This window comes from Novosphingobium sp. ST904 (genome assembly GCF_001298105.1).
Classification (GTDB): domain Bacteria; phylum Pseudomonadota; class Alphaproteobacteria; order Sphingomonadales; family Sphingomonadaceae; genus Novosphingobium.
The window spans coordinates 58114-71877 of the sequence record NZ_LGJH01000135.1 but is presented as its reverse complement, the minus strand read 5'-3'; the positions used below and the strand labels follow the sequence as shown (position 1 = coordinate 71877).

The 13764-nt window shown below is 63.7% G+C and carries 10 protein-coding genes and 1 pseudogene; 5 read left to right on the top strand and 6 right to left on the bottom strand.

Annotation, left to right across the window (positions count from 1 at the left end; all coding sequences use genetic code 11):
- Window positions 1-254: 254 nt before the first annotated feature.
- From ADT71_RS09720 to ADT71_RS09705, 4 genes are all read left to right on the top strand, one after another.
- Complete coding sequence (locus tag ADT71_RS09720; protein WP_054436429.1) at window positions 255-1046, top strand: hypothetical protein; 792 nt, start codon at window positions 255-257, stop codon at window positions 1044-1046.
- 267 nt (window positions 1047-1313) lie between these two features.
- The gene (locus ADT71_RS09715; RefSeq protein ID WP_165913296.1) at window positions 1314-3419 is read left to right on the top strand and encodes a TonB-dependent siderophore receptor; all 2106 of its coding nucleotides are present in this window, start codon (window positions 1314-1316) and stop codon (window positions 3417-3419) included.
- Between the two features lie 2 nt (window positions 3420-3421).
- Window positions 3422-3982: a hypothetical protein gene (locus ADT71_RS09710; RefSeq protein ID WP_054436427.1), complete on the top strand. Its 561-nt coding sequence runs from the start codon at window positions 3422-3424 to the stop codon at window positions 3980-3982.
- Entirely contained in the window at window positions 3967-5505 is a 1539-nt protein-coding gene (locus tag ADT71_RS09705; protein ID WP_082370259.1) for a PepSY domain-containing protein, read from the top strand. Before ADT71_RS09710 ends, ADT71_RS09705 begins: the two co-directional genes overlap by 16 nt.
- Here the strand turns inward: ADT71_RS09705 and ADT71_RS09700 are convergent.
- Window positions 5442-5903 carry an Lrp/AsnC family transcriptional regulator gene (locus ADT71_RS09700; protein ID WP_054436426.1) on the bottom strand — a complete coding sequence of 154 codons (462 nt, stop codon included), beginning with the start codon at window positions 5901-5903 and terminating at the stop codon, window positions 5442-5444. The two genes, ADT71_RS09705 and ADT71_RS09700, sit on opposite strands and share 64 nt — an antisense overlap.
- Before the next feature lie 137 nt (window positions 5904-6040).
- On the opposite strand from ADT71_RS09700, the pseudogene ADT71_RS09695 reads away from it, so the two are divergent.
- Window positions 6041-7094 (top strand): annotated as a pseudogene (locus ADT71_RS09695) (Leu/Phe/Val dehydrogenase).
- An 8-nt stretch (window positions 7095-7102) separates the two neighbouring features.
- Here the strand turns inward: ADT71_RS09695 and ADT71_RS09690 are convergent.
- The 5 genes from ADT71_RS09690 to ADT71_RS09670 form a co-directional block, all read right to left on the bottom strand.
- Window positions 7103-8023, bottom strand: coding sequence for a diguanylate cyclase (locus ADT71_RS09690; RefSeq protein WP_054436425.1), 921 nt, complete (start codon window positions 8021-8023; stop codon window positions 7103-7105).
- Window positions 8020-10872 carry a hybrid sensor histidine kinase/response regulator gene (locus ADT71_RS09685; protein ID WP_054436424.1) on the bottom strand — a complete coding sequence of 951 codons (2853 nt, stop codon included), beginning with the start codon at window positions 10870-10872 and terminating at the stop codon, window positions 8020-8022. The genes ADT71_RS09690 and ADT71_RS09685 overlap by 4 nt, the downstream gene beginning before the upstream one ends.
- Window positions 10869-11207: a hypothetical protein gene (locus ADT71_RS09680; protein ID WP_054436423.1), complete on the bottom strand. Its 339-nt coding sequence runs from the start codon at window positions 11205-11207 to the stop codon at window positions 10869-10871. The genes ADT71_RS09685 and ADT71_RS09680 overlap by 4 nt, the downstream gene beginning before the upstream one ends.
- Window positions 11208-11414: 207 nt before the next feature.
- Window positions 11415-12620: a GGDEF domain-containing protein gene (locus tag ADT71_RS09675; RefSeq protein WP_231635776.1), complete on the bottom strand. Its 1206-nt coding sequence runs from the start codon at window positions 12618-12620 to the stop codon at window positions 11415-11417.
- A 127-nt stretch (window positions 12621-12747) separates the two neighbouring features.
- Window positions 12748-13758: a response regulator gene (locus ADT71_RS09670; RefSeq protein WP_231635775.1), complete on the bottom strand. Its 1011-nt coding sequence runs from the start codon at window positions 13756-13758 to the stop codon at window positions 12748-12750.
- Window positions 13759-13764: the final 6 nt, after the last annotated feature.

The following is a 13764-nucleotide window of genomic DNA, read 5'->3' as shown; positions in this document are numbered from 1 at the left end:
CCGTCCCCGATCTTTACCTCGAGGAGCAAGTTGCCCGTAGCTGGTGGCGACCGCTGCGAAACCGTGTGGTCCGCTGCGGTGAGAGGCCCTCTAAGTCCCGCCCTTGATTCGGTCAACACCCCTTTTTCAAAAAAATGACACTTAATCAAAAAATGACGGGTTTCAGCGCCGCGCGGCGGATTGCGGCTCACCATTGGCATCCGAGCGTCTATAGCCGCATCAAGCGGTAGGGTTGCGCTGCAGGAGACGATCGGTTGGGCGGCGAGGCAGAGGACATCAGCGGTGAGGAACTCCTGCCCCTGCTTCACCGGAAGGGCGGGCCGGCTCTTGTCCATGCCCTGATCGGATCGGAATTCTATCACGAGGACCCCGAAGACCTCGCCACCATCCTAAGCCTCGATCTTCGCACCCGGGCCGTTCGACTGCAATTTTCCGACTGCCGTTCAAGCAGCCTGCCGCTGACATCGGGCTACATCCTCCTGACGCCGGAACTGACAAGCGCCATAGACGCATTGCGCACTCCCGAGGATCACGCGCTCGAAGCGGCCCGGCGCAAGATCGCTGCCTTCGGCTTCCGCACATCCATCGGGCAGGACGACATACCGGGACTACTGGCGGCAATCGAAGCCGCACATGCTTACCGCCTGCCCTGGCGGGATGAACGTTTCGAAGGCATCAGGCTGACCCGCAAGTATGGTTCTGCGCAACTGGAGGCAAAGCTGATCGCAGCGTGGCTGGAGGGCGCAGGCGATCCCCCGCCCGGCGATCTCGTCATTGCAATGGTTTCGGCATTGCGTGAGACCGGGCGGACAACGGACGCTCTTGCACATACCGACCTCCTCATCCGCAAGGCCAATGGGCTGGACCACACGGAACAGTGCATCCTGTTCGTCCAGCGGGGCGCGCTCTGGCTCGATCGCTTTGAGCAGACCCGAGAACCAGAACACATCGAACGCGCACGGCAGTGCGCCAGACGGAGCTGGGCTATCGAGCCGGGAGAAGAGTGCAGTTCGCTATTCAACCGGCTGCGCAAACTGGAGGGCTAAGCAGCCCGACGGCCTGCCAGCCCGCTCTCACCAAAGTATGCCGGCAGTCCTGACTGGCGGAGTGTGGAATAACTGCATCACTCCTGCGGTAAAGCGTACTCGCGCCTGCCCGGTTCGTTGACTCCCAGGCGAAGCTCCATCACTGCGCCTAACGCGACTGCGAAGCGTTATCAGTTTATAGGAGCTTTTCGAATGCACCAGTCCGGGTTCCGTTCAGCCAAGAAGAGTTTGCGTTCCTTGTTGATGCGAAGCGCGCCCATCGCAGCCATGGCGCTCACGGCAAACGGGGTGTTTGCATTCGCCGCGCATGCCGCAGACAATACTGCCGAAACGGCAGGCGAGCCTCGCAGCGACGAGATCGTCGTGACCGGCGCGCTCCCCAGCGACTATGTGATCGAAGGTCAGGGCTCCACCACCCGCCTCGATCTTTCGCTTCGCGAAACCCCGCAGGCGGTCAGCATAATCACCCGCGCGCAGATCGAGGACTTCGGGCTGGACACCGTGGACAACCTGCTGCGCCGCGCGACCGGCGTAAACGTGGACAGTGCCGAGACCGATCGGACCTACTACAACGCCCGCGGCTTCGACATCGTCAACTTCCAGTTCGATGGCATCGGCCAGCCGCTTAGCTATGGGCTCCAGAACGGTACCATCGACACGGCCCTGTTCGACCGCGTGGAAGTGGTGCGCGGCGCCACCGGCCTGCTTTCGCAAACAGGCAACCCGTCGGCGGCCATCAATTTCGTCCGCAAGCGTCCGACCCGCGACCTCGGCGGCTTCGCCAGCCTGAGCTATGGCTCCTACGACCATGTTCGCGGCGACGTGGACATCAACACGCCGCTGACCGAAGACGGCAGCATCCGCACGCGCTTCGTAGGTGCCTATGACACGGGCGATTCCTATCTCGACTACTACCATTCGTCGCTGCTGACGCTTTACGGTGTTGCCGCGGCCGACCTTGGACCGGACACGGTCGTTACCGCCGGATATTCCTGGCAGGAAAGCGACCCCCGAGGCGTAAGCTGGGGCGCCCTGCCGTTTCTTTATGCCGATGGCTCTCCAGTGACCTACGATCGTTCGGCGAATTCGGCCCAGCCGTGGTCGTCCTGGTACTCGCTGGACCGCAACTTCTTTGCCGATGTCACTCATCAGTTCAGCGAAGACTGGAACGCCAAGATCTCAGTTCTGCGCCGCGCCCGCGACCAGGATTCCAAGCTGTTCTATGTTTACGGCGCACAGGATCCCGAAACCGGCGATGGACTGTTTTCCTATCCCGGCGCCTATCTCGACAGGCTGCGCGAGACCACCATCGATGCCCATGTCACTGGCAAGGTCCACCTGGGCGGGCAGGAGCATGACGTTGTCCTTGGCGTGAACTATGGAGAATCCCGTCTGGTCGAGCAGGAATCGGTGGATGCAGATGCCATCGGCGTCGCTCTGCCGGGTAACAGCGCCTTTGACGGCGATTTCGCTTACCCGAACTTCGGCGACTATGCCGTGACGGCCGACTTCAAGACCAAGATCGCCAGTGTCTACGGCCTGGCACGCATCTCGCTGGCCGATCCGCTCAAGGTCATGATCGGCGGCAATGTCACCAATGCCAAGCGAACCGGCATCTCCTATGACACGCCCTATTCGTTCGACCGGACCAAGTTCCTGCCGTTCGCCGGCCTGACTTTCGATCTCACCGGCACTCTCACCGCCTATGCCAGCTATGCGACGATCTTCAGCCCGCAGGTGCAACTCGCAGCGGACGGATCGATCCTCGATCCCCTCGAAGGCGAAACCTACGAGGCCGGCATCAAAGGCGCGTGGAACGATGGCAGGCTCACCGCCGCCGTGGCCGTCTTCAAGACCAGGCAGGACAATGTGGCCGAATCCATCGGCTTCGATCCCGACCTTGGCCAGACGCTTTACAGAGGTGTCAACGCCAGGTCGCAAGGCGTCGAAGTCGATGTGGCGGGCGAGCCGCTGCCGGGCCTTCAGCTCTCGGGCGGCTATGCCTATGTCGATATCGAGGATGACCAGGGCGATAAAGCCCGGACCTTCATTCCGCGCCACACGGTACGGCTGAGCGCGGTCTATTCCCCGCCCTCGCTCGACGAACTGCGCATGGGTGTTTCGGCCCGGTACCAGAGCAGGATATCGCAGCTTTACGAAGCCTTCACCGCCGATGGCGAAGATGCGACCATGACGCAGAAAGGTTATGCTATCGTCGATCTCATGGCCCGCTATCAGGTGACGAAGAACGTGTCGCTCGCAGTGAACGTCGATAACGTGACGAATGTGAAGTACTGGACAAGCCTTCAGTGGGACCAGGCCTACTACGGTGCTCCGCGCACGGTGCGCGGAACGGTCGGCTTCAGTTTCTGACGATGGCCGGGGCAACCCTCACCGGCGCGCTGGCGCTTTGTGCGGCCGGTCCGCTGCTGCTGCGCTACGGATGGCAGCGCAGCAGGGCCGTGGTGGCCATCGCATGGACGGCGATGGCGGTTGCCACGGTCCTGCTGGCAGCCGGTGAAGGCGCCTGGGGACTGACGGCGGGCGCAACCGTCTCGATGACGATGGCACTGGCCGTGATCGCGCAGGCCGCTGCCGCTACCCCGGCGCCGCAGCGCACACCGCGTGAAAGGGCGCCCGCGCCGCTGCCGGTCGGCCCGGTGGACTGGCCCGATATCGCCCGTCGCTGCGGCGTGTTCCTTGTCGTCGTCGGGCTGGATCTTGCTGCCGGGCTATGGCTCGCCTGGGTGGTGCAACGCGCGATGTTCCGCGCCGGCAGCCACGAAGCCGATGCCACGGCAACGGCGCTTTTCCTGCTTCCCCTGTTGTGGATTGCGATGGCAAGCTGGCAGATGACCTGCAGAACTCTCTCGGCGATGATCCCCGCGCCGGTCGCGGTCGCACTGGTTGGAGGGATTGCATGGCTGGCAATGTGAAGCCTTCCGAAGGACTAGTGCAGCGCGCCCTTGCCGGCCATGCCGCAATCGGGCTGCTGATAGGGGCTGCGCTCTATCTCGTCTGCCTGTCCGGCGCATTGGTCGTCCTCCAGGAACACCTGCAGCGCTGGGAGGAACCCTCCGCCGCCGAAATGGCCGAAATCTCGCCGCAAGCCGCCCAGCGCGCTCTGGAAGGCCTGCTCGCGCGGCAAGGAAAGCCAACCACTCACGCCTTCATCCACCTGCCGACCGAGGGCCTTCCGCGCGTGGTCGTGACGACCGATAACGGTGCGGCCTACGTCGACGCCGCGGGGCGCTACGATGCCCCGGAAGCGCACGTCTGGACCGAGTTCGTCCTCTTCCTCCACTACTACCTGCACCTGCCGATGTTCTGGGGGCTGCTGCTTACCGGAACCTTGGGCATCATGCTCTGCGCAGCAACGGTCACCGGCGTGATCGCCCATCCGCGCATCTTCCGCGATGCCTTCCGCATGCGCCTGCGGGGCAGGCCGCAACTCAGCCGGTCCGACCTGCACAACCGCTTCGGCGTCTGGCTGCTCCCGTTCGTGGCCGCGCTGGGCTTCACCGGCGCCATACTGGGCCTGGGACAACTGGTATTCCAGACCATCGCCGCGGAACGCCATGCCGGTGACTTCGAGGCTGCTTACGGCCCCCTGTTCGGGGCCGAACCCAAGGCCGATACCAGCCCTGCACCCGTAGCCCGCGCGGACCGGGCCCTGGCATGGATGGCCGCTCACCGTCCCGGTCACCGCGTGACCTATGTGACGATCGAGGAACCCGGCACCGCTGGCCAGCAGATTGCCGTGCTTGCCGACCACGACCGGCGCCTGATCTACGGCGAGACTTATCTGTTCGGAGGCACCGGCAACTATCGCGGAAATGTCGGCCTCTCGGACGGACGGACCGGCCAGCAGGCCATCGCCTCGATCTACAAGATGCATTTCGGCACTTTTGGCGGTGTGCCCGTGGAAATCGCCTATTTCCTCTTCGGCCTCGCGCTCTGCGCCATCATCTCGACGGGCACGACGCTCTGGCTGATGAAGCGCCGTGCGCGCGGGCGGCCCTCCACCCGCCTTGAAGCGCAATGGGCGGTGACGATCTGGGGCAGTCCGCTCGCGCTGGCCTTGGTCTACTGGCTGCGGGCGATTGCGGGTGCCGAAGCCCCGCTGGTTCCGGTGTTCTGGGGCCTGCTGGTACTGGGCCTCGCGGCCGCAACGCTTCGCCCGGCCGAAATCACTTCGGCGCGCCTGCGCACAGCGCTGGGGCTCGCACTGCTGGCGACGGGGATAGGCCATTTCGCGCTGGCGCCGACCCATCCCGCAAGTTCGGCGGCGATCGACCTGGCGCTTGCCCTGTCCGGTGCAGGCCTCGGCCTGCTTCCACTGGCCCGCCGCAAGGCGAACGCCGCGTCCGAGCGCGGCGTCCCGGAAAACGCGGATCAGATCGGCAACTCGGTCGTCGCCTTGATTTCCGACAAGGCCACGATCGAGTTGATTTCCTGAACGCCGGGAAGCTGAGACAGCTTCTCGAAGAAGAATTTTTCGTAAGCCTCGATATCGGCGGCGACGACGCGGATCAGGAAATCGATCGAGCCCATCAGCACGTAGCAGTCCAGAACCTCTGGAAATTCCCGGATCTTGGCGGAGAATTCGTCGAGATTGGCGCGGCCATGGGCGTTGAGCTTCACTTGCGCAAAGACATGGGCATCGAGGCCGACCTTCTTTCGATCTACCAGCGCCACCCGCCGCTTGATGTAGCCCTCGCGCTCAAGCCGATCGATCCGGCGCCAGCATGGCGAAGAGGACAAGCCCACCCGTTCTGCGATCTGCGCCGTAGTCTGGCCTGCATCGCGCTGCAGCTCGCGGAGAATCTTGCGCTCATAGGGATCAAGTTCGGTCATTTCATTCTCATATCATGTATTCTCGGGTCAGTCTTGCCACAAAACTAGCTTCCCGCACCCAAATGAGGAGAGAAATCTCCCGCCCGGCCTGCGACAATGCTTGCGGCAATTACGCCAATCCCGACTGGAGTTCGAAAATGGTCGCCCGCGCCAGCCGCATGACGCCGCCGATGGAATATGTCCGTCTCTACGAGGAAGCTGCCGGCCTTGACGGTGTAATCGCCATTCACTCCACGCGCGCGGACCGGCTGCCGGCGGCTGCCGGTTCTGGACTTACGCCGACGAAAGCGCCGCCATGGCAGACGCTGTGCGTCTGGCCGAAGGCATGAGCTACAAGAACGCCATGGCCGAACTGCCCTTCGGCGGCGGCAAGGCCGTGCTTCGCCGTCCGGCCGGTGCGTTCGACCGCACAGCCCTGTTCGAGGCTTTCGGCGAGGCTGTCGAACGGCTCGAAGGCCGCTATGTCACGGCAGAGGATGTCGGCACCAGCGTATCGGACATGGAGGCGGTTGCACGCCACACGAACCATGTGGCCGGCCGCACGGCACTGCCCGGCCGCGCCGGGGGCGATCCTTCGCCCTGGACCGCGCTCGGAGTGTTCGAGGCCATGCGCTTCGCTGCGGGGTTCCGTTTCGGCGGCGGCCTTTCCGGCATGACGGTATCGGTGCTTGGCGTCGGTAACGTCGGTGCACACCTGTGCGATCTGCTGGCTGAAGCCGGCGCCCGGCTCGTCGTGGCCGATATCGATCCGGCCCGCTGCGCGCGGATCGCCGAGAAGCATGGCGCCAGCATCGTGCCGGTCAGCGAGATCTCAGGAGTTGCCGCCGATGTCTTCGCGCCTTGCGCCCTTGGCGGCGTGCTGGATGCGGCAACCGTCTCGGCACTGCAGGCCCAGATCGTTTGCGGAGCAGCCAACAACCAGCTCTCCAGCGAAGATGTCGCCGGCTCCTGCTGGAACGCGGGCTGGTCTACGTGCCCGACTACGTCGCCAATGCAGGCGGCATCATCAACGTCTCGGCCGAGTACCTTCACGAAAGCACCGATGAAGTCCGCCAGCGCGTCCTTCAGATCGGCCCCCGCGTGTCTGCGCTTCTCGATGAAGCGGCGCAGGACGCACTCCCGCCCTCGACCGTCGCGGACCGCATCGCCGAGCGGCTGATGCAGCCGGAACGGGTTGCCGAGCCGGCCTGACGCAGCCGTCAACCCAGGCAGGTCACCTGGAACTGGGTTCCGACGATCCGGTCCCGGCCTCCGACCTTGCTAAGGTAGAGCTGCTTGTCCGCTTCCGCGATCCACCGTTCAGGCGTCATGTCGCCAGTGCAGCGCGCACTGGCGACACCGATGCTGACGGTAACGTAGGAACTGACCTGCGATGTCTCGTAAGGGATCTGCAACGCGTTGACCTGCCTGCGGATTTCCTCCGCGACCTGCCGCGCGGAAGCCGGGTCCGCGCCGGGCAGGATACACACGAACTCCTCCCCGCCATAACGGGCCGTCACCGCCGTAACGCGGCGCAAGGCTCGGTTGAGCGTGGCCGCGATCATGACGATGCAGCGATCTCCGGCAACATGTCCGTAGGTGTCGTTGAACTGCTTGAAGAAATCGATGTCGAGCATGATGACCGACAGCCAGTCACCACTGCGGCACATTCGGGACCACTCTGCCTCCAGCGTCCGTTCAAGCTGCCGCCGGTTGCTGAGCCCGGTCAGCGCATCGGTTACCGCCAGTTCGGCCAGCTTGTCGCGAAGGCGCTTCAGCTCGACATGGTTGCTCACCCGAGCCCGCAGGATGGCGGGCTGGATCGGCTTGGCCACATAGTCGATCGCGCCTAGCGAAAGGCCCCTCATCTCGTCCTCGGAATCGTCGAGGCCGGTCATGAAGATTATCGGCACGTCCGCCAGCACGGGATCGACCTTGAGCTCCCGGCAAACCTCGAAACCGTCCAGCCCCGGCAACACGATATCGAGCAGGATCAGGTCCGGGTCCACCGTCCGCGCCGTTTCGATCGCTTCCTCGCCCGACATGGCGAAGCAGACGTCGTAATCGTCTTCGAGCACGGCGTTCATGATCTCGATGTTCGCGACATCGTCATCGACGATGAGGATGGTCGCCTTGGTCACGAAGGCATGCCTTCCGATGCGGCCGCCCGGCTGCTTCCCGCAGGTTCCATGGGCACGTCATCCAGCAGGGCGAGAGCCGAGACGTAATCGAGCTTCTGGAGTGCGCAATGCAGGGGGTGATTCAGTCGCTCGGCATCGGACAGGCCCATCGCCCGCGCCATCCTTTCGAAGGCATGCCGCGCGCCCAGACTGCGACGATGCAGCAAGCCGCGCAGTTCCTCGCGGATGGTGCCGAGATCGGAGCCGGTGTCCACCGGCAGAACCAGTCCCAAGGATGATGGCGGCGGCGGCTCCGTGGAAAGTGTGCGGGCAGCGGCCACGGCTCTGTTCAGCTCTGGAACGAGCCCGACAAGTGCAGACTGCGCCTCGGCAACAGCATCCTGTGCGAGCAGACGTTCAACCTCTGCCGCGCAGGCTTGCAGCGCGCGCAGTTCCAGCGAGCCCGCCACGCCCTTGAGGCTGTGCACCAGCCGCCGGGCATCGCCGATCTGCCCCGCCGCAATCCGCTCACGCAGTTCCTGTTCGGCATGGGCATAGGAATTGGCGAAGCTGATGACCAGCTTGCGCAGCAGGGCCTCCTTGCCATTCACCCGTTTGAGCGCGGTTTCGAGATCGAACGGGCCGAGCTGCCGGGGCAGCGCATCCGGAGAGTGGGGGGGCACATCGGGCCCCGCGGGCTCCGCCGCGAGCAATCCGACGGCAGGCTTCAGCCAGCGATTGAGAGTACGGAGCAATTGCGAAGGATCGACCGGCTTGGCGACGTGATCGTTCATGCCGACAGACAGGCAGCGCTCCCGTTCGGTTTCGAAGGCGTGAGCGGTGATCGCGATGATAGGCAGCTGGTCCGCCGTCCAGGTTTCGCGGATGATCGTCGTTGCCTCGATGCCATCCATTTCCGGCATCTGCACGTCCATCAGAATCGCGGCATATTCAGCGCCGTGTTCCATGACCTTTTCGCAGGCGATCCGGCCGTTTTCCGCGCTGTCCACGATCAGGCCGGCGTGCGTGAGCAACTCTATCGCGATCTCTCGGTTGATCTCGTTATCTTCCACCAGCAGGACGCGCAGGCCCCGTAAATGCGGCTCGACCTTGCCTTCCGCCACCGATTCCGTCTGCCTGGGAGCGGGCGCCCGTTGCGCCTCGGCGAACAACGAGGTGATCGTATCCAGCAGAGCCGCCGGGTCGATCGGCTTAGTGAGGAAAGCCGAGACCCCCGCCTCTCCGGCTTCGGCCGCCATCTCGTCAATCGCATAGGCAGTGACGATCAGCGTCACCGGCGATGGCGCGCCGTGCTGCATGCGCCGCAAAGTCCGCACCGCCTCCATGCCGTCCATGCCCGGCATCTTCCAGTCGAGCAGGACGAGATCATAGGCCGCCCCCTGCTGCGCCGCACTGGCGAAGGCGGCCACCGCCTCGTCCCCGGAGGAAACGAGATCGACGTCCATCTGCCAGTCGTTGAAGATCTCCTCCACGACCTGACGCGCGGCTGCGTTGTCGTCCGCCGCCAGAACGCGAAGCCGGCGCAGATACGGTGCGGGCATCGCATCTGCGCGCCTGTTCGCGTGCTCTGCGAAGACCATCCGGCAGGTGAAGGTGCTGCCAAGGTTCGGCGCGCTCTCCACGCCGATGTCACCGCCCATCTGCTCCACGATCTGGCGGCAGATCGCCAGCCCCAGACCCGTTCCGCCGAACCGCCGGGTGGTGGAATTGTCCCCCTGGGAAAACGAGCTGAACAGGCCCGCCTGCTGCTCCGCAGACATACCGATGCCGTGATCCCGAACCGAAAGCTCGATCGTGAGCCGCGAGGAATCCCGCGAACGCACATCGACCGCGATCGTCACCGCGCCCCGGTTGGAAAACTTCACGGCGTTGCTGAGGAGATTGAGCACGACCTGCGAGAACCGCAACTCGTCTCCGATTACAGCGCTCGGAACCTTGTGATCGATCTGCGAGACGATCTGCACGCCCTTGGCACTTGCCTCCACCGTGAGAAGCTGGACTTGCCCGGCAATCGCCGCGCGCAAATCGAAAGGCCTCGCTTCCAGCGTCAGCTTGCCCGCCTCGTTCTTGGAATAGTCCAGGATGTCGTTGATGAGCCTCAGCAACGAGGCGCCAGCGCCGCTGATCCGCTCGACATATCCGCGCTGCCGGTCGTCAAGGTTCGTGCGGCCAACCAGATGGCAGAAGCCCATGATCGCATTCATGGGTGTGCGTATCTCGTGGCTCATGTTCGCCAGGAACATGCTCTTGGCGCGGGTCGCATCCTCGGCCTCGCGCGTGCGCGCTTCCAGCGCGGCGTTCTTGGCGACGATTTCCTCGCTCATGCGGCCGATCCGGTCGAAGCTGGCGAGCAGCATCTTGTTCAGCCAGATCAGCACGGCAGTCTGGAAAGCGACGATCGACGCATGAAGCAGGACCCGCTCCAGATTGCCTGCAGCCGGGAACACCGCATAGGGAAGCAGGTAGAGCAATAGCAGATGATGCGCTGCAATCGCCCCCGCCGCCACGAGGATGGTCTCGCGGTCCAGCCAGGCGATGGTCAGGGCCAGCATGGCGAAGAAGTACATATGCATGTCCATCTGCCACGGGTGTCCGCGAAGCAGGAACAGCAGCATCGCCGGTTCCGCCATCAGGGCGACCGCCGAAAGATAGCGGGTGGCGGGCGCCGTACCGCAGCGTCGCCATGTAAGATGGTAGGCCAGAGCGACGATGGCGGCGGCAAGCCCCGCCCGGATCGGCGATAGCCCCATCGCGTGTGCAACCACGGCCTGGAGCGGTACATGCCCCCAGAACAGGGGTATCAGGAAGCGGCCGAACTGGTTGCGCAACTTGTCGAGAACACCGATCACGGCACGGAACCTTCTTCGGAAATGGAACACCCCGGCGGCAGGGGCGCCGGCTCCACGAGCCAGGCGCCGGCAGCGCGCAGGTGAGACGCGAAGTCCGGCGAGGCGGACGAAGCGAAGATGACGTTGGGAATCCTGGCTCGCTGGAGAAGCCGGCCGTCAGCCGACCGGACAAGACCGATCGTTCGCGACAACGACCAGTCGGTCGGGGCCACGACGATGTACTTGCCATCGGCGGCATCGCTCCAGACCGAAGCCACCAGCAGGGCGGTCAGCCCGGAAGCGAGGAGAACCGCCGCCGGCACGAGATCACGCAGCCGGAACGCCTGTTTGTCCAAGGCTCCCGGCGCAGCCGCGCCATGCAGTTCCTGTCTTCCGCTGAATACCCTGGTCGATCGCAAATTTGTCCCCCCCGGTCCAAACTGTATCACTTACCTTGATTAGGTATTGTTTTGGTAAAGGTTTCTCAAGCGGGATGCCTCGATTTACGGCGGGGATTCGCGCCTGCGGTTTCGCGCCGGTGGATAACCGGCCCTAACGCTTCCTCAGGCGCGGGTCGGCGACGCGGCCGCGATCGAAAGCACGTCGGCCGAAGTCGCGGGAACGTGCGCCTCATGCAGCGCTGGAATGCTGGACAAGGCCGTATCCGCAGGCGTCGCATCGCGATGACTTGAACGGTTCCTGCCCTGTCGCTTGGCGTCGTAAAGCGCCCTGTCGGCAATCGCCTGCAGTTCTTCCAGCGCAAGCGAGCCTTCCGAATATGTCGCGCAGCCGATGCTTAGCGTGCCGCCGTTCCCCCGCGCTCCGATCCTGGCGAAGCCCTGACAAAGAGTCTTGCCCAGCGTCAGCGCCGACAAGGCGCTGGTACCGGGTAGCAAAACGGCGAACTCGTCTCCACCAAGCCGGGCATAGACCGCATTTTCGGGCAGGGCCGAGTTGAGGAACACACCCAAGGCGATCAGCAGACGATCCCCTTCAGGATGTCCGTAGCCATCGTTGATCGACTTGAAATGGTCGATATCGAGCAGCAGCAAGGCCCCTTGGCCGGCTTCCGCACGCAGCAGGGCATTCGCGCGCGCTTCGAAGCCACGGCGGTTGAGCAGCCCCGTCAGCGGGTCGTGCTCGGCCAGTTTCACGATGCTCTGTTCGCGGCGCCGACGCAGCGTGCCGACAATGGACAGCGCAAGGGCCACTTCCATCATGATCCCTTCGAACAGCGAAACCGAAATCATCAGGCCGCTGTAATGCGTGAGGTTGATGAAGGCCCCAGGCAGAAACACCGCGAAAGCCTTGAAGAGATAGAATGCCCCATGCCCGAGAAAGGCGAAGGCCAGCACCGTGGTATCGGGGTCTCGCCGTTTGCGCAGCCCGCCCAACAGATCCGCACATTTGAGCGAGAGCAACGCAACGATCAGCGAATTGGTCAGCGCCAGGACCTGCGTTCGCGCGGGCCCCTCAGGCACGGCCAGCATCGCCAACCAGGCGATCAGCACACATGTCCATGCCTTGGGCGGACGCTTTCCGGCGAAGGCGGAAGTACCGAAGAGAAACGCGATATGCGCCACCACCAGGAGGCCATTGGCCACCCAGATGCCCGCAATGAAGAACCCCTGCTCCCGCAGCGGCGTGATCGTGCAGCCCGCCACGATCGCGCCGAAACCGGCGCTCCAATATGCCAGCGACCGCTCCCGCAAGAGATGCCATTCCAGCATAAGGAATGCGGACGCCACGAAGGCGATCGCATTTGACATGAACAACATTGTCCGCGGGTCGGTAGTCATCAGGCCATTCACGTAGGTCGGAACGGCGGCTTTGCTAACGATTGTTGGTAAACAAAGCGTTCCTGATCGCCGAATTTTCGAGTCAGCCCGCGCCCTGCTACCGGGTGGAAGCAGCCGACCGCTGGCGAAGCTGTTCGGTAAGATAATCCAGCAGGGGCAGTTCGAACTTGGGATTGATGATCAGGAAGTGACGACGACGATCCTGCTCATCTGGCAATCGACAGAGCACACCTTCCCCAACCAGTCGCCGCACCAGCCGCAGCGCCGTGCTCATCGGTGCGCCGGAGGCGATGCAGGCGCTCGATACCGAAACGCGCCGGCCTTCGATCTTGGCCAGCAGAAGATCGAGCAACATTTCCCAGGCTGGATCCCCGAACAGTTCGCCGCCGCCGATCTCCCTGCGTTTCATTTCCTTGCGCAGCAGTTCCCGGATGTAATCCGTCAACTGCCCGGTTTCGGAAGCGGGCGCATTAACCCCGGCGACCGGCGCCTTGATCTCATCTGAAGGAGCTACATCGGCCCGCCGCGCGGAAGCGTCCGGGTCATCCATCAGGATCGCAAGGCGCTGAAGTTCGGTGCTCAGGCTGGAAATCTTTCCCAGCAGCGAGCCTCTCGCCTCCGGCGTCTGGCGCAATCCCTTGATACGCTGCAACGCCTTGCGGAGATCCGACTGGTTGACCGGCTTTTCCAGGAAGTCGACAGCGGAAGCCCGCATCGCGTCGATGGCGACATCCTTGCTGGCATAGCCTGTGGCCATGATGAACTGGAGCCGCCGCCCCCGCATCTCGGCGCTTTGCGAAAGCGCGTGGATCAGCGCGATGCCATCCTGTCCGGGCATATTGTAATCGACGATCCCGATCGAGATCTCGTGCTCCTCGAACAGCTCCATCGCCTCTTCTGCACTTGTTGCGACAACCGGCTCATACCCCATGAGCTGGAGGCTGAACGCACACTCGCTGCCGAAGTCCTCGTCGTCATCCACGATAAGGACCGGCTCGGGCGGCGTATCGTCGTGCACCGGATATTCGCTCTCATTTTCCGCGCTGGCCGGTCCCGGATTGAGAATGGCCCCAAGTCGCGTTCGCCAGGTCGGTGTCATCACGTTCATGTGCAA